The following is a 20511-nucleotide window of genomic DNA, read 5'->3' on the forward strand; positions in this document are numbered from 1 at the left end:
CGTCACTCGGGGTCTCCCGTCCGCCCACGGGCGCCGGGGTTCCACCGGCCGGATCCGAGCCGGGCCACTCCATGGCGGTGTACCTCCCTCTCCAGCCGTTTCGGTGCCGTGGACCTCTGCCGCCTTCCCGGCCGCCACCGGCCCATCTGTTGCACAGAACCGCTCGGATGGGCAGGATTTCGGGCCCGACACAGCGCCGATAGGGCCAACCGGGCAGACCGGGCGGCCCGGTCATGGCCCGAGCGGCGTCAAAGGGGCCGACCAGCCGGGTCGCCGCACCCGCCCGGGGCGGCTCAGCCCCGGCCGCGCGCACGGCCGGACCACAGCGGCTCCACCCGCTCCCAGTCCGACTCCCAGCTCTCCCCCGCCCGGTGGTCGAGTCCGCGGCGGCGCACCGTGTAGAGCGCCCCCGCGCTCAGCGACACTCCGGCCAGCGTCATCAGCCCGAGGGAGACCGCGTCCGCCACGATGTCCGCGCTCGGCCGGGGCGGCGCCGCGAGCAGTCCGAGGTCGTCCACCCAGACCGCCACGGTCCCGCCGACCGGGATGTCGTCCGGGACGACCACCAACCCGCGGTGCCGATCGGAGAGCGGGTAGGTCCAGGTGGCCTCCGCCGTCGAGGCGGTCCCGATGGGCAGCGCCGGACCGACGGTGACCGCGGCGACCTGGTGGCGGTGGCGGGCCGTCCGCAGTGCCGTGCTCTGCCCGTGCTGAGCCGCCAGCAGTCCCACCGCCGTTGCGAGGGCCAGCGCTCCGGCGCAGGCGAGCAGCAGCGCCACGACGAGTCGGCTGCGCGCCCGGTCCACTCGTCGGCACAGCGGGCTGGGATCCCTGCCGAGGGCCCGGCGCAGGTGTCGCCGGAGCGTGGCGAGCGCGATCCGGCAGCTGTGGGGAGCACTGACGGCGGACATGGCACGTCTCCTGGACCCGGAGGGCGGAAGTGTCGGCACCGGCGCCCGCTCGGAGCCGCCGGGCTCGTGCCACCCAGTCTGCTCGGCGGCCGTACGGAGTCCACAGGGCCCTTCGGGCCTCCCCGCGCGCCGGGAGGCCCAGCCTGCCGGTCCCCTCCGGGCCCGTGACCCGGGCCGGGCCGGAGGGGCGGTCGGCCCCCGCCCCGTAGCCGGGTGTGCATCTCTCTCCCAGCGCCCCGTTCTCAGTCGGCAGAGCACTCCAGGCGGTTGGTGACCGACACCACGCCGTCCACCGAACGGCACAGGTGCAGCACGATCGGTACCAGGGAGGGTGCCGCGATCGTGCCGCTGAGCGTCACTCTGCCCTGGTCGACCTCGACACCGACCTCCGCCGGGCTGACGCCCGTCACCTGGGCGAGGACGTCCTCCACGATCTCACTGCGGATGGAGTGGTCGTCGCGCAGGAAGACCCGCAGCAGGTCGCTCCGGCTGACCATGCCCACCAGGCGGCCGTCGTCGTCGACCACCGGAAGCCGCTTGACGTGGTGCCTGTTCATCAGCCGGGCGGCGGCCACCACGCTCGTTCCGGGCGAGGTGCAGATGGCCGGGCTGGTCATCAACTCCCCTGCGGTGACGGCCTGCCGTCCATCGCCGGCCGCGGATGCGAAGGCCAGGCCGGCCGGGTCGGCCTGGGCGGCCTGGATCCGCAGCAGGTCGGCCTCCGAGACGATGCCGACCGGGCGGTCGTCGCCGTCGACCACCGGCACGGCGGTGATGTCGAACTCGGTGAGCAGGGCCAGGATCCCCCGGAAGCCCATCCCGGGCGCCACCCGGACGACCTCGTGGGTCATCACGTCCGCAACGCTGCGGTGCTCCATCACTCGTCACCTCTCCTACGGCCTGCCCCGGCACGCTCGCCACAGTGTGTCGCTTCCACGATGCCCCAGGCCGGGGGACGTCACGAGAGGCTCCGGGACCTTCGTCCGAGGGTCCAAGGTCCCATGGCCGTGGCGACACCCTCGTGCCGTGGGCCGGTGCGGACGCGGGGGGGGCGGCCGCAGGAGGGCGGGTGGACCCGCCGGCCGGCCCGCCGCACCCGTGGACCGGTCCCATGACGCCGGCCGCCCCGCAGCGGGTTCACCGGTGCCGGAAGTTCGGCGGCCGCTTCTCGGCGAAGGCCGTCATCCCCTCCTTCTGGTCGGCGGTGGCGAAGGTGGCGTGGAAGAGCCGGCGCTCGAAGCGGACGCCCTCGGCGAGGGTGGTCTCGAAGGCCCGGTTGACGCTCTCCTTCATCATGATCGCCGCCGGGGCGGACATCGCGGCGATCGTGCCGGCCACCGCCAGGGCCTCGTCGAGGAGGTCGGCGGCCAGCACGATCCGGGAGACCAGACCGGCCCGCTCGGCCTCCTCGGCGTCCATCATCCGACCGGTCAGGCAGAGTTCCATCGCCTTGGCCTTGCCGATCGCCCGGGTGAGCCGCTGCGAGCCGCCGATCCCGGGGATCACGCCGAGCTTGATCTCCGGCTGGCCGAACCGCGCGGTGTCGGCGGCCAGCAGCACGTCGCAGAGCATCGCCAGCTCGCAGCCGCCGCCGAGCGCGTAGCCGGCCACGGCCGCGACCACGGGCTTGCGCAGCGCGCCGAAGCGGTCCCAGGCGGCGAACCAGTCACCGAGGTAGGCGTCGACGAAGGTGAGCGACTGCATCTCCTTGATGTCGGCGCCGGCGGCGAAGGCCTTCTCGGAGCCGGTGATCACCATGGCGCCGACGGCCGGATCCCGGTCGAACTCCTGGGCGGCCGCGACCACTTCGTTCATCAGCCGGGTGTTGAGCGCGTTCAGCGCCTTCGGACGGTCCAGGGTGATCAGGCCCACCCGGTCCCGGCGCTCGACCCGGACGGTCTCATAGGTGTCGGTCATGCGCTCTGCTCTCCCAGGGTGGTGATGATGGCCGAGAAGTCCAGCCCGGCGCCCGTGCCCTGGGCGAACGAGGCGTACAACTCGGCGGCCTTCCGGCCGAGTTCGGCCGGGACGGCGGTGGCGGTGGCCGCGTCCACGGCCAGCCCCAGGTCCTTGGCCATCAGGGCGGCCGCGAACCCGGGGCGGTAGTCGCGGTTGGCGGGGCTGGTCGGCACGGGGCCGGGCACCGGGCAGTTGCTGGTGAGGGCCCAGCACTGCCCGGAGGCGGTGGCGGCGACGTCGAACAGCGCCTGGTGGCTCAGCCCGAGGCTCTCCCCGAGCACGAAGGCCTCGCTGACGGCGATCATGGAAATGCCGAGGATCATGTTGTTGCAGATCTTCGCGGCCTGCCCGGCCCCGGACGGCCCGCAGTGCACCACCCTGCGGCCCATCGCCGAGAGCACCGGCTCCACCGCGGTGAAGTCGGCCTCGTCGGCGCCGACCATGAAGGTCAGGCTGGCGGCCTCGGCTCCGGCCACGCCTCCGGAGACCGGGGCGTCGACGGCGCGGTGCCCCGCGACCCGCGCCAGGTCGCCCGCGACCCGGGCGTCACCGACGGCGATGGTGGAGCAGTCGACGAACAGCGCCCCGGCCGCGGCCGCGGTCAACTCCTCGTACGCCTCCAGGACGTGCCGCCCGGTCGGCAGCATGGTGATCACCAGATCGGCTCCGGTGACGGCCTCGGCCGCCGAGGCCGCCGTCGCCACCCCCTGGCCGGCGGCCCGGTCCCGGGCCGGGGCCGAGAGGTCGTAGCCGGTGACCCGGTGTCCGGCCTTCACGAGGTTGGCGGCCATCGGGCCGCCCATGTTGCCCAGTCCGACGAATCCGATCGTGGCGGTCACCAGCGCTCCATGGGTGTCGTGGCGGCGAGGCCGAGCTCCTGCTCGCCCAGCGGGGCGAAGTGCCGCTCGACCTCGCGGTCGGCGACGTCCGCGAGGCCCGCGGGGGCCCAGCGCGGGTTGCGGTCCTTGTCGATCACCTGCGCGCGGATTCCCTCGGCCAGATCGGCCGTGGAGAGGGCGGCGCAGGAGGTGCGGTACTCCTGGTCGAGCACCGCCTCCAGCGGGCCGAGCCTGCGGGCCCGGCGCAGGGCGGCCAGCGTGACCTTCACCGCGGTCGGCGAGTTGGCGGTGATCCGGTCGGCCGCCTCCTTGGCGGCCGGGTCACCGACGGCCAGCAGCCGCTCGACGATCTCCTCGGCGGTGGGCGCGTCGTAGCACGCGTCGATCCAGGCGCGCCGGCCGTCGAGCGGTGCGGGCGGCGGGTCCGCGACGTGCCGGGCGAGCGCGTGGTGGACGCCCAGCTCGGCGAGGTCGTCCAGCAGCGCCTGGATCCGGTCGGCGGGGACGAAGTGGTCTGCCAGGCCGCAGAGCAGGGCGTCACCCGCGCCGACGGATCCGGCGGTGAGGGCGAGGTGGGTGCCGAGTTCGCCGGGCGCCAGGCCGAGCAGGTAGGTGCCGCCGACGTCGGGGACGAAGCCGATGCCGGTCTCCGGCATGGCGATCCTGGTGCGTTCGGTGACGATCCGGACGCTGCCGTGGGCGGAGACGCCCACACCGCCACCCATGACGATGCCGTCCATCACCGCGACGTACGGCTTGGGGTAGCGGGCGATCCGGGCGTTCAGCCGGTACTCGTCACGCCAGAACTCCTCGGCGGCACGGGGGTCCCCGCCGGTGGCGGCCCGGTGGATGGCGACGATGTCGCCGCCCGCGCACAGGCCGCGCTCACCGGCGCCGGTGATCACCACCGTCGCCACACCGTCGTCGTGCTCCCAGGAGTCCAGTGCCTCGGAGATCCGCAGCACCATCGCGTGGGTGAGGGCGTTGAGCGCCTTCGGCCGGTTCAGGACGATCCGGGCCAGCCGGCCGTTCCGTTCGAGGACGACGTCGTCGGTCCCGGTACTCATCAGGCGGCTCCGGTCAGGCCGCGGGCGACGATGACGCGCATGATCTCGTTGGTCCCTTCCAGGATCTGGTGCACCCGCAGGTCGCGGACGATCTTCTCGATGCCGTACTCGGCCAGGTAGCCGTAGCCGCCGTGCAGTTGGAGGGCCTGGTCGGCCACGGCGAAGCCGGTGTCCGTGGCGTAGCGCTTGGCCATGGCGCACAGTTCCGGCGCTCGGGCGTCGCCGCGGTCCAGCGCGGCGGCGGCCCGCCACACCAGGCCTCGGGCCGCCTCCAGCTCGGTGGCCATGTCGGCCAGCCGGAACTGCAGGGCCTGGGCGTTGCTCAACGGGGCGCCGAACGCCTCGCGTTGGGCGAGGTAGGCCGTGGTGCGCTCCAGTGCGCTCTGGGCGCCGCCGAGCGAGCAGGCGGCGATGCCGAGGCGGCCGCCGTTGAGCCCGCCCATGGCGATCCGGAAGCCGTCTCCCTCCGCTCCGAGCAGCCGGTCGGCGGGCAGCCGCACGCCGTCCAGCAGTACCTGCCGGGTGGGTTGGGCGTTCCAGCCCATCTTCCGCTCGTTCGGCCCGAAGGACAGGCCCGCATCGCCGTGCTCCACCACGAAGGCGGAGATCCCCTCCGAGCCGGGGCCGCCGGTGCGCGCCATCACCACGTAGACCTGCGAGGAGCCGGCCCCCGAGATGAACTGCTTGACTCCCCGCAGGACCCAGTGGTCACCGTCGCGTACGGCACGGGTGGTGATCGCGGCGGCGTCGGAGCCGGCACCCGGTTCGGTCAGGCAGTAGCTGCCGAGGTACTCCGCCGAGCAGAGTCGCGGCAGCCACCGCGCACGCTGCCCGTCGGTGCCGTTCCGGTCGATCATCCAGGCGACCATGTTGTGGATGGACAGGTAGGCCGCGATCGACGGGCAGCCGGTGGCGAGCGCCTCGAACGCCACGACGCCGTCCAGGCGGGTGAGTTCGGAGCCGCCGACGCCCTCGCGGACGTACACGCCGCCCAGGCCGACCTCCGCCGCCTTGCGCAGCACGTCGACCGGGAAGTACTTGGACTGGTCCCACTCCACCGCGTGCGGAGCCAGGTACTCGTCGGCGAAGGCCCGCGTGGTCTGTGCGATGGCGAGTTGATCGTTCGTCAGGTCGTGCACGGTGCTCACTCCATCGTGGGGATGGTGAAGCTCGCGCCCTCCTTGACCCCCGAGGGCCAGCGCGAGGTGACGGTCCGGGTGCGGGTGTAGAAGCGGATCGAGTCCGGGCCGTGCTGGTTCAGGTCGCCGAATCCCGAGCGCTTCCAGCCGCCGAAGGTGTGGTAGGCGATCGGCACCGGGATCGGCACGTTCACTCCGACCATGCCGGTGTTCACCCGGCGGGTGAAGTCGCGCGCGGTGTCGCCGTCCCGGGTGAAGATGGCCACACCGTTGCCGAACTCGTGCTCGCTGGGCAGGCGCAGGGCTTCCTCGTAGTCCGCGGCGCGCACCACGCAGAGCACCGGGCCGAAGATCTCCTCGCGGTGGATCCGCATGCCGGGGGTGACCCGGTCGAACAGCGACGCGCCGAGGAAGTAGCCGTCCTCGTGGCCTTCCAGCCGGAAGTCCCGGCCGTCGACCAGGAGTTCGGCGCCCTCCTGGACCCCGAGCTCGATGTGGTCGCGGACCCGGTCCAGTGCCTCCCGGGTGACCAGCGGGCCGAAGTCGGCGGCCGGGTCGTCCGAGCGGCCGACCTTCAGTGCCGCGATCCGCTCGGTCAGTTTCGCCACCAGGGCGTCGGCGGTCTCCTCACCCACCGGGACGGCCACCGAGATCGCCATGCAGCGCTCGCCGGCCGACCCGTACCCGGCGCCGATCAGAGCGTCGGCGGCCTGGTCGAGGTCGGCGTCCGGCATGATGATCATGTGGTTCTTGGCCCCGCCGAAGCACTGCGCGCGCTTGCCGTGCGCGGCCGCGGTGGCGTAGACGTACTGGGCGACCGGGGTGGAGCCGACGAACCCGAGCGCCTGGACCCGCGGATCCTCCAGCAGGGTGTCGACGGCCTCCTTGTCACCGTTGACGACGTTGAGCACCCCCGGCGGCAGCCCGGCCTCCAGGAAGAGCTCGGCCAGCCGCAGCGGCACCGAGGGGTCGCGCTCGGAGGGCTTGAGGATGAAGGCGTTGCCGCAGGCCAGCGCGGGGGCCGCCTTCCAGAGCGGGATCATCGCCGGGAAGTTGAACGGGGTGATGCCCGCGACCACGCCCAGCGGCTGGCGCATCGAGTACACGTCGACGCCGGTACCGGCGTTGTCGCTGAACTCGCCCTTGAGCAGATGCGGGATCCCGGCGGCGAACTCGACCACCTCCAGGCCGCGTTGCAGGTCACCATGGGCGTCGGCGATGGTCTTGCCGTGCTCGGCGGAGAGCAGCCGGGCGATCTCCTCCCTCTGCTCCTCGACCAGTTGCAGGAAGCGCAGCAGCACCCGGGCACGGCGCTGCGGGTTCCAGGCGGCCCAGCCGGGCTGGGCCTGCTCGGCATCGGCGATCGCGGCCTCGACCTCGGCACGGCTCGCGAGCGGCACCCGGGCCTGCACCCGACCGGTGTTGGGGTCGTAGACGTCGCCGAAGCGCCCGGAGGCGCCGGGGATCCGCTTTCCGGCGACGAAGTGGCTCAGTTCTCGGACCATCGGTTCCTTCTCTCGACAGGGGTGGGAGAGGAGGAATGGAGAGCACCGCCGACGGCCCGGCGCACGGTGGTGCGGCCGCGGACCGGCTCGGCGGTTCAGGCTGACATACCCTCAGGAGCGGTGTGCACCAAGGGTTTTCGGCACAGCACAGCCAGGGTCGGCGAACAGCGGGCGGCCCGGAGTCATGCGTGTCGTCTCCATCCTCGTGGAAAACACGAACCATCCGCGGCCGGTATCCTGACTCCCGGATCACCACCCGCCCTCGGGCCTTCCCGGCTGGCTGCCAGTGGCCGTGACTCCTGCGAGGACGAGCTCCCCGGTCACAGTGGCGGGACCGTGCCGGACTCACACCGGCTTCCCTGACACCGCGGACCTGCCACGACCATATAGTTGGACGTCCTAGTAAGTCCAGGGGTGGCGCCGCCCCGCGCGAGCGTTCCCTCACAGACCTGCTCAATTCCCGGGCGCCCGGCGCTCCAGCGCACCGCGCACCTTCCGACACCACCCGGTGCCCATCCCTCGAACGGGCCTAATCGGTCGTACGGACCGCTCTTCGGCGCTCTGTGTCGATAGAACGGAGGGCAGCACCGGGGTGCCGCCGCGCGCCGTCAGAGTCCCTGACCCGCCCGAGGGCACCCAGCAGATCGTCGCCGAAGCCGCCGCGCCGCTGATCGACGACGCGGCCAACCGCGACCCCCGCCGGTACCGCGCCCCCTAGCAGCTCGACCTGGCCCGCTACCGGCCGGGGCGGACTGAGGACCACGTAGGCCGTGGACGTGGTCGATCAGCTCAGGAGACGACCGACGCAGCCCAGCGGCATCGCGCGCCGGCAACTGGGCGCTCCAGGCACGCCACAGGGGACGGCCGGCTTCGGGCACGCCGATCAGTTCGCACACCACGGCCATCGGCAGCGGATAGGCGAAGTGCGCGATGAGGTCGACGGTCCGCGACTCGCCGGCCTGGACGCGAAGATCCTCCAGCAGGCGTTCGGCGATGCCCTCGATACGGGGCCGCAGGCCGTCCACACGCCGCGCGGTGAACGCCCGCGCCACCAGCCCCCGCATGCGAGCGTGCCTGGGCCGATCCATGTCCAGGAGGGTGTCCGAGAAGTACCGGTGGACGCGGGAGGGCAGGCCCATCGCCTCCATACGCGCGGCCTTCAGATCCGGGCCCGAGTAACCGGCGACCGATTCTGGAGAGTTGACGAACCTGGGGTCGCGCAGCAGGTCCCGGACGTCCTGGTGCCGGGTGACGATCCAGACCGTGGAGCCGTCGGGAAGCCTGCCAGGGCGACCGGGCCCTGCTCGCGCACCCGGCCGTACCCGGTGAAGGGATCGGCCAGCAAGTCCGGAGTGGGAAGACACAACTCCGGTGGGGCGTGTGTCATGTGTCCCCTCTCAGGGGCAGGGTCCGTTCCCGCCGACCCCGGCGGTGGTGGTTCAACGGTGCTCAGCCCCGGAGGTCACGACCGGAAGGCCGGTGGTTCACTTGCCGTCGTCTGATGGTCTGTTCTATAAGTAATAGAGCAGATATACCCGGCGGGAGGCCGTGTGATCCTGAGCATCGACCTGAGCAGCGACGTCCCGATCTACCAGCAGATCAGGAACCAGGTCGTCGAGGCCGTCGCCGCCGGGGATCTGGTCGAGGGGAGCGCCCTGCCTTCGACACGGCAGCTGGCAGGCGACCTCGGCATCAACTTCCACACCGTCAACAAGGCGTACGACCTGCTGCGTCAGGAGGGCCTGCTGCGGCTGAACCGCAAGAGCGGTGCGGTCGTGCAGCGCGACGCGGGCTCCGGGCCGCCACCGCCCGGCTTCGTCGAGGAGTGGTCGGCCCGCCTGCGGACGCTGCTCGCCGAGGCCGTCGCGCAGGGGGCGGAGCGGGCGGCCCTACTGGCGGCGTGCGAGCAGACGATCGGGTCGTTCGGCGTGGACCGACAAGGCCAGGGAGGACCGGCATGACGACCGGAGCAGCAGTGGTTCAAGTGGTCATATCCTCCGTCGTCCTGCTGACGGCGTGGCTGATGCCGTCCCTCACCGGGCCGACCCTCCCCTTCGGCGTGCGGACCCCGCCCGACCGGGTGGACGCCCCGGTGGTGGCGGAACAGCGTCGCGCCTACCGCTGGTGGGTGGGCGGGGCCGGCGGGGTTCTGGTCGGGGCCGAAGTGCTGCTCGCGCTCGCCTCTCCGCGCACGCCGCTGTCCGCCCTCGCCTCGCTCGCGGTCCTCGCGGTGGCCGGGGCCGGGTATCTCCGTGCCCGGCGTGCGATCCAGGCCGTCAAGCGGCGCGAGGACTGGTACGCCGGACTGCGCCAGGCCGTGGTCGCGGACACCTCGCTGCGCACCCGCCCGGAGCGGTTCCCGTGGCCGTGGGCCGTCCCGTCGGTGGCCGTCCTCGCGGCCACCGCGGTGGCGGCCGCCGTCCGCTACCCGTCGATGCCCGACCAGTTGCCGATGCACTACGGGGACGGCGGGGCGGTCGACCGGTACGCCGCGAAGTCCGTCGGCACCGCGTTCACGCCCGTCTTCGTGCAACTCGCGCTCACCGCTCTGCTGGTACTGGTGACCTGGCAGGTCTTCCGCTCCCGTGCGGACCTCGACCCGGCCGGGCCGGCCGCGAGCGCGGCCCGGCACCGCCGGTACATCGTGCGTCTCGCGGCGGCGCTGCTGGTACTGACGGCCTGTGCCGACCTGACGGTCCTGCTCGCGGCCTGGCAGGTCTGGGACGGCGACAGGACCTTCGCACCACTGCCCGTGCTGGCGCCGACCGGGGCCGGCCTGGTCGCCGTCCTCGCGGTCGCGATCCGCACCGGCCAGAACGGCAGCCGGCTGCCGGTGCCGGAGGGCGAGCAGGACGCGGAGGATACCGGGACCGGCGTGGTCCACCGGGACGACGACCGGTACTGGCGCTGCGGTGGCCTGGTCTACGTCAACCGCCAGGACCCGGCGGTCTTCGTCGCCAAGCGGTTCGGCATCGGCTGGACCGTCAACTTCGGCAACCCGCGCAGCCTGCTGCCGTTCGGCGTGTTCATCGGGTTCATCCTGGTGATGCAGCTGATCGGCCGTTGACGGCCACGCGAACGCGGATCCGGCCTCTGATCCGAACTCACTCCCAACCCCCGAACCCGAACCCCAACTCCAAGGAGACAGACATGCGTTGGCGCATCCGGGCAACCGCTGCACTGGTGGCCGCGACCGCGGCGGCGGGATTAGCCGCCCCGGCCGCGAGCGCCGCCGGGCAGAACGCGGCGGTGGTCCCCGCAGCCGACCGCGAGGTGCGGTTCACCGTGGACGGCACCACCGCGTACGGCACCGTGCACGTGCCCGCCCACCGGGCCGGCCACCGACTGGCGGCCGCCCTGCTGCTGCCCGGCAGCGGGACCACGGACCGCGACGGCGACCAGCCGCCCTCGATCACACCGGGCACCCTCGCGCTGTTCGCGGACACCCTCGGCGACGACGGCGTCATGACGCTGCGCTTCGACAAGTACTTCACCGGCCGGACCGGCGCCGGTGCCTACCAGGGCGACCCCGGCCGGGTCGACCTGGCGGCCTTCACCCGCCAGGCCGCGGCGGCCTACGCCACCCTGGGCGCGCAGCCGGAAGCGGACCCGCACGCCCTGCTGATCCTGGGTCACAGCGAGGGCGGAATGCAGGCGCTCCTGCTCGCACGCACCGTACGGCCCGCACCCGCCGGACTGGCCCTGGTCGCACCGCAGGACGAACGCTTCCTGGACCTGCTCGGCTTCCAGCTCGATGCCCTGCTCGACGAGGGCGCGGCAGCCGGCCAGTTCACCGAGGCGGTCGCCCAGGCCGACAAGGCAGGCGTCGCCGCCGCGATCGCGGACTTCCGGGCCGGCCGCCCCGCGGACACCAGCAGCCTGCTGCCGCCGCTCGCCACGCTGCTGAACGCGCTGTTCGGCCCGAACAACGCCCGTTTCGTACGCAGCGACGACGCCGTCTACCCGCCCGACGCCGCCCGCGGGCTGCGCCCCGGCACCAGGGTGACCGTCATGTGCGGCACCGCCGACCACAACGTGCCCTGCGCCACCACACCTCCGCTGCTCGCCGCGCTGGACCAGGCGCACACCACCGGTCCCGGGCTGCGCACCCTGGACGGCCTCGACCACTACCTCCACCCGTCCGGCACCCCGGTCAACGACCGGATGCTCGCCCCGGCCGCCGTCGCGGCACTGCACGAGTTCGCCCGGCCCTGGAAGCGTTGACCTCCTCGCCGCCCCGGGGTGTGGCGATACCGGCGCGCGCCGGTGTGCTGCCGACCGGATTGACAACCCTCTAACGCCGACCGCGGCTGCGATACCGAGACGCTCGACGTTCAGCTGTCGAGGGCACTCATCATGCGGTCGGAGGGGGATGGCATGGCACAGGTCGACGAGCAGGTCGTGGCACCTGCGTACACCGAGCGTGCACTGATCCAGGGCACGGCGTGGGTCCTGGTGCTCCTGGCTCTGGGGCTGGACATGGCCCACCAGTCTTGGCGGGTCCTGGCCATCGCCGCCGGTGTGGTCCTCCTGGCCAGCACCGGCCTGGCGATGCGGCTGAAGAACGTCAACCTGGTCGCGTTCCTGGAGAAGACGGCCATCTGGGCCGCTCTGATACTGCTGGTCCTCCTGGCGGAACTGGGCGTCGAAGCCCACTGGGAGATCACCTCGGTGACCGGCAGGGAGGTCACGACGGCCACCGTCCTCGTCCTGGTCGGTGACCTGGTCGCCGAAGTCCGCGACCACCTCAGCGAGCGCGTCGGCCGGCACCAGGCCCGCGACCAGATCCGGGACTCCGTCAACACCGTCGGGCTGGCGATCTCCTGTCTCCGGCGCTGGAGGGACAAGTTCAAGGCACGCCTGGGGTGAGCTCCCCGAGGAGCGGCTCACCCCAGCGGGCCTGACCGAAGTGGGACCGGTCCTGATGCCGTCTCAGCAAGTGGACTGCGGGGATTCGGTGTTCTCCCCGTCGGCGGTTCCGCTCTAAGCTGGTCGGGCAGCTGGTTCGCCCTGCCCGCCAGGTAGGCGCGTCGTAAGAGGGAACCCGGTGGGAATCCGGGACTGCCCCGCAGCGGTGAGTGGGAACGACCGCCGTCATACGCACTGGGCCCATCCGGGTCCGGGAAGCGACGGCCAGTAGGTGACCGCCTTTCCCGGGCGGCCGTGCCCGCGAGTCCGAAGACCTGCCCGCTGCCCGCGCGCGACCGATCGCGGGCGGCTGTCCCGGTGACCACGAGGGCGGGTCGGCGTACATACCAGGCGGGGCCGCGCGCGTGCGGGTGTCCGTCCGGTTCGTCACCCCTTCGCGCTCCCGTGCCGTCGCCGGGCACTTGAGGAGAAAGACTCGCGAAGGAGAGTCCCTTGACAGCGAAGTCCGCAGCCGTGGCCACCCGGGCCACCGCGCACGGCTACCCGCGGCAGGGCCGCAACCGGGAACTGAAGAAGGCCATCGAGGGGTACTGGAAGGGCACCGTCACCTCGGCCGCCCTGCGGGCCACCGCCGCCGACCTGCGCCGGGAGAACTGGGCGCAGCTCGCCGAGGCCGGCGTCCAGGAGGTCCCCACCGGCGACTTCTCGCTCTACGACCACGTGCTCGACACCACCGTCGCCGTCGGCGCGATCCCCGAGCGGCACCGGGCGGCGGTCGACGCCGATCCGCTCGACGGCTACTTCGCCATGGCCCGCGGCACCCAGGACGTCGCGCCGCTGGAGATGACCAAGTGGTTCGACACCAACTACCACTACCTGGTACCCGAACTCGGTCCCGACACCGCCTTCACGGCGGACCCGGGCAAGCAGGTCGGCGAGCTGCGCGAGGCGCTCGCCCTCGGCCACGCCGCCCGCCCGGTACTGGTCGGCCCGGTCAGCTACCTGCTGCTCGCCAAGCCGGCGCCCGGGGTGGCCGCCGACTTCCAGCCACTCACCCTGCTCGACCGGCTGCTCCCGGTCTACGCCGAGCTGATCGCCGCCCTGCGCGCCGCCGGGGCCGAATGGGTGCAGCTCGACGAGCCCGCCCTGGTGCAGGACCGCACCCCGGCCGAGCTGAACGCCGCCGCCCGCGCCTACCGCGAGCTCGGCGCCCTCACCGGCCGGCCGAAGCTGCTCGTCGCAAGCTACTTCGACCGCCTCGGCGAGGCGCTGCCGGTGCTGGCCAAGGCCCCGATCGACGGCCTCGCGCTGGACTTCACCGGCCCCGCCGCCGGCAACCTGGACGACCTCGCCGCGGCCGGCGGGCTGCCCGGCAAGCGCCTGATCGCCGGGGTGATCGACGGCCGCAACATCTGGATCAACAACCTGGAGGCCTCGCTCGCCACCCTGGCGACCCTGCTCGGCCTGGCCGGCCATGTCGACGTCGCGCCGTCCTGCTCGCTGCTGCACGTGCCGCTGGACGCCACCGCCGAGCGCGACCTCGCCCCGCAGATCGCCCGCTGGCTCGCCTTCGCCCGCCAGAAGGCGACGGAGACCGCGCTGCTGGCCCGCGCCCTGCGCGAGGGCACCGGGGCGATCGCCAGCGACCTGGCCGCCAACCGGGCCGACCTGGCCTCCCGCGCCAACTCGCCGATCACCCACGACCCGGCCGTGCGCGCCCGCACCGCCGCCGTCACCGGGGACGACGCCCGCCGCTCCCAGCCCTACGCCGTTCGCACCGAGGCCCAGCGCGCCCGCCTCGGGCTTCCGCTGCTGCCGACCACCACCATCGGCTCCTTCCCGCAGACGACCGAACTCCGGCTCGCGAGGGCAGACCTGACGGCTGGTCGGATCGACCGGACCGCCTACCGGGGGCGGATCGAGGCCGAGGTGCGCGAGGTGATCGCCTTCCAGGAGAAGGCCGGGCTGGACGTGCTGGTGCACGGCGAGCCCGAACGCAACGACATGGTCCAGTACTTCGCCGAGCAGCTGACCGGCTACCTGGCCACCCGGCACGGCTGGGTGCAGTCCTACGGAACCCGCTACGTACGCCCGCCGGTGCTGGCCGGCGACATCTCCCGTCCGCACCCGATGACGGTCGACTGGTTCCGCTACGCGCAGAGCCTGACCGACCGTCCGGTGAAGGGCATGCTCACCGGTCCGGTCACCATGCTCGCCTGGTCATTCGTCCGCGACGACCAGCCGCTCGCCGAGACCGCCCGCCAGGTGGCCCTCGCCCTGCGCGACGAGGTCACCGACCTGGAGGCCGCCGGCGCCGCCGTCATCCAGGTGGACGAGCCGGCCCTGCGCGAGACCCTGCCGCTGCGCGCCGCCGGCCGCCCCGCCTACCTGGCCTGGGCCACCGAGGCGTTCCGGCTCGCCACCTCCGGCGTCCGCGCCGACACCCAGATCCACACCCACATGTGCTACGCCGAGTTCGGCGCGATCATGACGGCGATCGACGAGCTCGACGCGGACGTCATCTCCCTGGAGGCCACCCGCTCGCACATGCAGGTGGCCGGCGAGCTCGCCGGGACCGGGTACCCCCGCGAGGTCGGCCCGGGCGTCTGGGACATCCACTCACCGCGCGTTCCGAGCACGGACGAGGCCGTGGAACTGCTGCGTGCCGGGCTCGCGGCGATCCCGGCCGAGCGCCTGTGGGTCAACCCCGACTGCGGTCTGAAGACCCGCGGCTGGAGTGAGACCCGCGCTTCGCTGGACAGCCTGGTGGGCGCCGCCCGCCGGCTGCGGGAAGAACTCGCGGGCTGATTCGGCGCGCAGGGCCGAGGGGCGGGCACGGGACCAGGTCGGTGCCCGCCCCTCGCACTCGCGTCCTCCCCGCGCGCACCTGCGGATTTCCGACACTCACGGCGCCATATCCGCGAATTCTGCGAATCCGCTTCGGTGGTACCTTCGCAACCATCCGGGGAAGAGAAGAGGGGTGCGTCGCACCATGGCACGTCCCGCCGGGCGCAAGATCTTCGCCCACGCCAAACTGCGCCGGCTGCGCCGCGAGCACGGTATGAACCAGGTCGAGCTGGCGCAGGAGCTGTCCATCTCGACCAGCTATCTCAACCAGATCGAGCACAGTCAGCGCCCGCTCACCGCCGCCGTGCTGCTGCGGATCACCGAAGTGTTCGGTGTGGACCCGGAGTTCTTCTCCGAGGCCGACGAGGAACGGCTCGCCACCGACCTGCGCGCCGCCCTCGCCGACGAGGCATGCGGATCCCCTGTCGCGGCCCAGGAGATCGCGGAGGTGAGCCGCGACCATCCCGACGTCGCCAGGGCGCTGATCACGCTGCACCGCAGCTATCGGGAGGCGGCCGCCAGGGTCGCCGATCTCGGCGCTCCCGGTGGCCACGCGGCACTGGGTACGGCCGAACCCCACGACGAGGTACGGGACTTCTTCTACGCGCACCACAACCACATAGCCGCCCTGGACGAGGAGGCCGAACGCACCGCGTCCTGCCTCGCGGCGACCACGGCCGGCCGCATCGCCGCCGCACTGGTGACCAGACTCGGTGAGCGGCACGGGGTGCGGGTGGTCGATGCCGACCAACAGCGGGCCGAGATGCGGCGGTTCGAGGCGGCGAGCGGCACGCTCCGGCTCTCCCCGTGGCTGACCGACGGCCAGCGGGCGTTCCAGCTCGCCACCCAGCTGGCCCTGCTGGAGCACCGGCCGCTGCTCGACGCGCTGGTCTTCGCGGCCCAGCTCTCTCTCACCTCCCCCCAGGCGGCGGACCTGGCCAGGATCGGCCTCGCGAACTACTTCGCCGGAGCCCTGCTGATGCCCTACACCGCCTTCCACGCCGCCGCCGAGGAGCTGCGCTACGACATCGAACTCCTCCAGGCCCGCTTCGGCGTCGGCTTCGAGACGGTCTGCCACCGGTTGAGCACCCTGCAGCGGACCGGGCACCGTGGCGTGCCGTTCTCCTTCCTGCGCGCCGACCGGGCGGGCAACATCTCCAAACGGCAGTCCGCGACCGACTTCCACTTCTCCCGCCTCGGCGGCACCTGCCCGCTCTGGACGGTCTACGAGGCGTTCTCCGCCCCCGGGCGGATCCTCACCCAGGTCGCCGAGATGCCGGACGGGAAGCGGTACTTCTGGATCGCCCGCACCGTGACGCACGGCGGCTTCGGCCACCGTGCGCCACGCAGCGAGTTCGCCGTCGCGCTCGGCTGCGAGCTCCGCCACGCCCACCGCCTCGTCTACGCCGAGGGCGTCGCCCTCGACGGCCGGCAGGCGGCCACGCCCATCGGCCTGGGCTGCCGGATCTGCGAGCGCACGGACTGCGCCCAGCGAGCGCGCCCACCGGCCGGCGGGCGGCTCGTCGTGAACCCGGACCGCCGCACCAGGGTGCCCTACCCGGTCCTCGTCGACGGGCGCGAGGCCCGACCGGGAAACCCGCGCTGAGCTGCCGGACGGCCCGGTGCCGGTCCTGCTACGGAGAGGCCGGCACCGGCCGCTGCCCCGGGCCGTCGTACGAGGCCATCGGCCGGATCAGCGCGTTGTGGGCGAGTTGCTCGGTGATGTGGGCGGTCCACCCGGTGATCCGGCTCATCACGAAGATCGGGGTGAACACCGGGGTGTCGAAGCCCATCAGGTGGTAGGCCAGGCCGGCCGGGTAGTCCAGGTTGGGATGGATGCCCTTGCGCTCCAGCATGGCCTCGCGCAGCGCCGTGTGCAGGGCGGCCAACCGGGCCGTCCCGGGATCGGCGGCGCGTGCCACCAGTCCGTCGAGGGCGTCCTGCATGATCGGGACGCGGGAGTCGCCGTGCCTGTAGACGCGGTGGCCGAAGCCCATGATCTTCCGCTTGGCGGCCAGCGCCTCGTCGAGCCAGTCCGTGGCCCGGGCGGGGTCGCCGATCTCCTCCAGCATGTGCATCACCGCCTCGTTGGCGCCGCCGTGCAGCGGGCCCTTCAGTGCCCCGATCGCCGCGGTGACCGCGCTGTACAGGTCGGACAGGGTGGAGGTGACCACCCGGGCGGTGAAGGTGGAGGCGTTGAAGCTGTGCTCGGCGTACAGCACCAGGGAGATCTCGAAGCAGCGCACCACCTCGGGAGCGGGCACCGCGCCGAAGCACATGTGGAAGAAGTTCTCGGCGTAGCCGAGCTCCGGGTCCGGCGGAATGGGGGCCAGCCCCCGTCGGCGGCGCTGGTCCGCCGCGACTACGGTGGGCAGTTTCGCCAGCAGGGTCAGGGACTTGGCGAGGTTGGGGGCCGGCCGGCCGTCGTCCTCGGCGGGGTCCTCGGCGCCGAAGAAGCTGACGGCCGTGCGCAGTACGTCCATCGGGTGGCAGGTCTCGGGCAGCTTGGCGAGCAGCTCGGCGGTGGTGCGGTCGAGCGGGCGCAGGGCGCGCTCCGTGGCCCGGAACTCGCGCAGCTCGGCCTCGTTCGGCAGGTCGCCGTGCCACAGCAGGTAGGCGACCTCCTCGAAGGAGCGGTGGGCGGCGAGGTCCTGCACGGGATAGCCGCGGTAGGTGAGGGAGTTGGTCTCCTGGATGACGGTGGAGATCTCGGTGGTGTCGACGACGACACCGGCGAGTCCGCGGTGGATCTCGGGTCCGGTGGTGGACATGGTGGTGCCTCCGGTGCGTCAGGTGCCGGGCGGGAGGGTGAAGTCGAAGACGGCCGTGTCGAAGGACGAGTACTCCTGGTAGCCGAGGAGTTCGTAGAGCCGGGAGCGGGGCTGCATGCGGGGCAGCAGGGCGGCCTGGGTGCCGTCGGCGGCGAGGGTGCGCAGCCCGTCCTCGACGGCTCCCATGGCCAGGCGCAGCAGGGTGACGGGGTAGAGGGCGATGTCGTAGCCGAGGTCCTGCAGGGTGCGGGCGTCCAGCAGGGGCCCCTTGCCGAACTCGGTCATGTTGGCCAGCAGCGGGACGTCGACGGCCTTGCGGAAGGCCTCGAACTCGGCTTCGTCGGCGAGTGCTTCGGGGAAGATCGCGTCGGCGCCGGCGTCCACGTAGGCCTTGGCACGGTCGATGGCCGCGGCCAGGCCCTCGACGCCGCGGGCGTCGGTGCGGGCCATCAGCAGGAAGTCCGGGTCGCGGCGGGCGTCGACCGCGGCGCGCAGCCGGCGGGTCATCTCCTCGCGCGGCACGACCGACTTGCCGTCGAGGTGGCCGCAGCGCTTGGGGTTGACCTGGTCCTCCAGGTGCAGGCCCGCCAGGCCGGCGTCCTCCATCAGCTGGACGGTGCGGGCGGCGTTCATCGGTTCGCCGAAGCCGGTGTCGGCGTCGATCAGGACGGGCAGGTCGGTGACCCGGGTGGTCTGCTGGGCGCGCGCCGCGACCTCGGTCGCGGTGGTCAGCCCGATGTCGGGCAGCCCGAGATCGGCGGCGAGCACCGCCCCGGACAGGTAGGCGGCCTCGAAGCCGAGGTCCTGGATCAGCCGCGCGGAGAGCGGGTTGAGCGCGCCGGGCATAGCCAGCAGGCGCCCGCTGGCGAGCCGTTCACGCAGTGCGCGGCGGCGCTGGGCGGCGGTGGTACGGGTGTGCAGCATCAGAACAGGCCCTTCGGCAGGTTGGCGTCGTACTCCCGCACCAGTCGGGTGTCGGCCTCCGGAAAGAGCCGGTCCAGGTCCTCGGTGCGCAGCCCGGCCAGGCCCTCGGCGGCATCGAGGAACCGGTCCTGCGCGGCCGGGCTGACGGTACGTTCGGCAAGGGTGCGGAACTTGGCGGCGTAGGCGGGGCGGTCGAACGGGCGGGCCCCGGCGGGGTGGGCGTCAGCGACGGTGAGCTCGTCCTCGATCACCGAGCCGTCGTCCAGGGTGATCACAGCGCGCCCGCCGAAGGCCCGGCGGTCCGGGTCCGGGTCGTGGTAGCGGCGGGTCCACTCCGAGTCCTCGACCGTGCTGATCTTCCGCCACAGCTCGACCGTCGCCGGGCGCTGGGCGCGTTCCGGGGCGTAGGACCGCTCGTGGTGCCAGCCGCCGTCCTCCAGCGCGACCGCGAAGATGTACGGCACCGAGTGGTCGAGCGTCTCGCGGCTGGCGTGCGGGTCGTACTTCTGCGGGTCGTTGGCCCCCGAGCCGATGACGTGATGGGTGTGATGGCTGGTGTGCAGGACGATGGAGCGGACCTTCGCCAGCGGCCCGGTCTTCTCGCGCAGCCGGCGGGCCAGGTCGATGACCGCCTGGGCCTGGTACTCGGCGGAGTGCTCCTTGGTGTAGGTGTCCAGGATCGCCCGCCGGGGCTCGTTCCCGTCCGGCAGCAGCACGGTGTAGTCGGACCGCGGTCCGTCGAGCAGCCAGGCGAGGAAGCCGTCCTCGCCCTCGTAGACCGGCGACGGCGAGCTCTCGCCGCGCATGGCGCGGTCGACCGCCTCGATGGCGGCCTTGCCGGCGAAGGCGGGGGCGAACGCCTTCCAGCTGGAGATCTCACCCTTGCGGGACTGCCGGGTCGCCGTCGTGGTGTGCACCGCCTGCTGGACGGCCTGGTACACGGTCTCGGTCGGCAGCCGCAGCAGCGCGCCGAGGCCGCACGCGGTGGCGGCGCTCAGGTGGGCGACGTGGTCGATCCGGTGGGCGTACAGGCAGATGCCCTTGACCAGGGCGATGTGCACCTCGTAGCCGGCGATGATGCCGCGCAGCAGGTCGGCGCCGGTGCGGCCGGTGTGCTGGGCGACGGCCAGCAGCGGCGGGATGTTGTCGCCGGGGTGCGAGTAGTCGGCGGCCAGGTAGGTGTCGTGGAAGTCCAGTTCGCGTACGGCGGTGCCATTGGCCCAGGCCGCCCACTCGGGTGAGACCTGGGCGGTGGCGCCGAACACCGAGGCGCCGGGGGCGGCCGGCGGGTGTGCCAGGGCCTGGGCGCGGGCGACCGCGACCGGGCGGCGCAGCAGCGAGGCGGTGGCGACGGCGGCGTTGTCGATGACCCGGTTGACGGCCATGGCCGCCGCGGCGGGTTCGAGTTCCCCGGTGCCGGTGGCGACCTGGGCGAGTTTCCAGGCGAGTTGTTCCTCGCGCGGAAGCCGGTCGGCGCTCGGATGGACACGGACGTGGTGCTCGATCACGGGACTCCTCTGGAACGTCGGAGGGTGTTCTGGGGCCTTGTGTGATCAAGACTGCCCCTCCGTCGGTGAACGGGCCAGCCTGCCAATCTGCGGAATCCGTACACGGTCGCTCTGCGAACTCGCGGATCCTGCGAAATGGCGACGGAGGCGCGTCTGGTCCGGACATCCGCTC

General features: G+C 72.7%; 17 protein-coding genes and 2 riboswitches. Of the genes, 7 read left to right on the top strand and 10 right to left on the bottom strand.

The window, feature by feature from the left end; all coding sequences use genetic code 11:
* Nucleotides 1–293: 293 nt before the first annotated feature.
* The 7 genes from ACSMTC_RS03885 to ACSMTC_RS03915 all read right to left on the bottom strand — a co-directional run bounded on the left by ACSMTC_RS03885 (nucleotide 294) and on the right by ACSMTC_RS03915 (nucleotide 7420).
* Complete coding sequence (locus ACSMTC_RS03885; protein WP_436558222.1) at nucleotides 294–911, bottom strand: Rv1733c family protein; 618 nt, start codon at nucleotides 909–911, stop codon at nucleotides 294–296.
* Nucleotides 912–1153: 242 nt separating this feature from the next.
* On the bottom strand, nucleotides 1154–1789 hold the full coding sequence (locus tag ACSMTC_RS03890) for a CBS domain-containing protein (RefSeq protein ID WP_436558223.1): 636 nt from the start codon (nucleotides 1787–1789) through the stop codon (nucleotides 1154–1156).
* Nucleotides 1790–2048: 259 nt separating this feature from the next.
* Nucleotides 2049–2828: an enoyl-CoA hydratase gene (locus tag ACSMTC_RS03895; protein WP_436558224.1), complete on the bottom strand. Its 780-nt coding sequence runs from the start codon at nucleotides 2826–2828 to the stop codon at nucleotides 2049–2051.
* A complete protein-coding gene (gene mmsB, locus ACSMTC_RS03900; RefSeq protein ID WP_436558225.1) occupies nucleotides 2825–3709 on the bottom strand; it encodes a 3-hydroxyisobutyrate dehydrogenase in 885 nt (294 codons plus the stop codon). The genes ACSMTC_RS03895 and mmsB overlap by 4 nt, the downstream gene beginning before the upstream one ends.
* Nucleotides 3706–4776 (bottom strand): enoyl-CoA hydratase/isomerase family protein, encoded by a 1071-nt coding sequence (locus ACSMTC_RS03905; protein ID WP_436558226.1) that lies wholly within the window; start codon nucleotides 4774–4776, stop codon nucleotides 3706–3708. Before ACSMTC_RS03905 ends, mmsB begins: the two co-directional genes overlap by 4 nt.
* Entirely contained in the window at nucleotides 4776–5924 is a 1149-nt protein-coding gene (locus tag ACSMTC_RS03910) for an acyl-CoA dehydrogenase family protein (RefSeq protein ID WP_436558227.1), read from the bottom strand. The genes ACSMTC_RS03905 and ACSMTC_RS03910 overlap by 1 nt, the downstream gene beginning before the upstream one ends.
* Complete coding sequence (locus ACSMTC_RS03915) at nucleotides 5921–7420, bottom strand: CoA-acylating methylmalonate-semialdehyde dehydrogenase (protein WP_436558228.1); 1500 nt, start codon at nucleotides 7418–7420, stop codon at nucleotides 5921–5923. Before ACSMTC_RS03915 ends, ACSMTC_RS03910 begins: the two co-directional genes overlap by 4 nt.
* A gap of 208 nt (nucleotides 7421–7628) precedes the next feature.
* Nucleotides 7629–7822: riboswitch (cobalamin riboswitch) on the bottom strand.
* Nucleotides 7823–8012: 190 nt separating this feature from the next.
* Between ACSMTC_RS03915 and ACSMTC_RS03920 the strand changes: the two genes are divergently transcribed.
* The 7 genes from ACSMTC_RS03920 to ACSMTC_RS03950 all read left to right on the top strand — a co-directional run bounded on the left by ACSMTC_RS03920 (nucleotide 8013) and on the right by ACSMTC_RS03950 (nucleotide 16742).
* Nucleotides 8013–8138: a hypothetical protein gene (locus ACSMTC_RS03920; RefSeq protein ID WP_436558229.1), complete on the top strand. Its 126-nt coding sequence runs from the start codon at nucleotides 8013–8015 to the stop codon at nucleotides 8136–8138.
* Between the two features lie 832 nt (nucleotides 8139–8970).
* Complete coding sequence (locus ACSMTC_RS03925) at nucleotides 8971–9381, top strand: GntR family transcriptional regulator (protein ID WP_436558230.1); 411 nt, start codon at nucleotides 8971–8973, stop codon at nucleotides 9379–9381.
* Nucleotides 9378–10487 (top strand): DUF1648 domain-containing protein, encoded by a 1110-nt coding sequence (locus ACSMTC_RS03930; protein ID WP_436558231.1) that lies wholly within the window; start codon nucleotides 9378–9380, stop codon nucleotides 10485–10487. The genes ACSMTC_RS03925 and ACSMTC_RS03930 overlap by 4 nt, the downstream gene beginning before the upstream one ends.
* An 83-nt stretch (nucleotides 10488–10570) precedes the next feature.
* The gene (locus tag ACSMTC_RS03935) at nucleotides 10571–11644 is read left to right on the top strand and encodes an alpha/beta fold hydrolase (RefSeq protein WP_436558232.1); all 1074 of its coding nucleotides are present in this window, start codon (nucleotides 10571–10573) and stop codon (nucleotides 11642–11644) included.
* Between the two features lie 153 nt (nucleotides 11645–11797).
* Complete coding sequence (locus ACSMTC_RS03940) at nucleotides 11798–12289, top strand: hypothetical protein (RefSeq protein ID WP_436558233.1); 492 nt, start codon at nucleotides 11798–11800, stop codon at nucleotides 12287–12289.
* Between the two features lie 115 nt (nucleotides 12290–12404).
* A riboswitch (cobalamin riboswitch) is annotated at nucleotides 12405–12625 on the top strand.
* A gap of 156 nt (nucleotides 12626–12781) precedes the next feature.
* Nucleotides 12782–15097, top strand: coding sequence for a 5-methyltetrahydropteroyltriglutamate--homocysteine S-methyltransferase (gene metE, locus ACSMTC_RS03945; RefSeq protein ID WP_436558234.1), 2316 nt, complete (start codon nucleotides 12782–12784; stop codon nucleotides 15095–15097).
* 184 nt (nucleotides 15098–15281) lie between these two features.
* Nucleotides 15282–16742 (top strand): short-chain fatty acyl-CoA regulator family protein, encoded by a 1461-nt coding sequence (locus tag ACSMTC_RS03950; RefSeq protein ID WP_436558235.1) that lies wholly within the window; start codon nucleotides 15282–15284, stop codon nucleotides 16740–16742.
* A gap of 28 nt (nucleotides 16743–16770) precedes the next feature.
* Here ACSMTC_RS03950 and ACSMTC_RS03955 read toward each other — a convergent pair whose 3' ends face one another.
* From ACSMTC_RS03955 to ACSMTC_RS03965, 3 genes are read right to left on the bottom strand one after another with little or no spacing between them, the layout of a single operon-like run.
* Complete coding sequence (locus ACSMTC_RS03955; protein ID WP_436558236.1) at nucleotides 16771–17907, bottom strand: bifunctional 2-methylcitrate synthase/citrate synthase; 1137 nt, start codon at nucleotides 17905–17907, stop codon at nucleotides 16771–16773.
* 18 nt (nucleotides 17908–17925) lie between these two features.
* A complete protein-coding gene (gene prpB, locus ACSMTC_RS03960) occupies nucleotides 17926–18831 on the bottom strand; it encodes a methylisocitrate lyase (protein WP_436558237.1) in 906 nt (301 codons plus the stop codon).
* Entirely contained in the window at nucleotides 18831–20339 is a 1509-nt protein-coding gene (locus tag ACSMTC_RS03965; RefSeq protein WP_436558238.1) for an MmgE/PrpD family protein, read from the bottom strand. The genes prpB and ACSMTC_RS03965 overlap by 1 nt, the downstream gene beginning before the upstream one ends.
* Nucleotides 20340–20511: the final 172 nt, after the last annotated feature.

The sequence above is a fragment of the Kitasatospora sp. HPM-01-4 genome, assembly GCF_051374625.1.
Taxonomy (GTDB): Bacteria; Actinomycetota; Actinomycetes; order Streptomycetales; family Streptomycetaceae; genus Kitasatospora.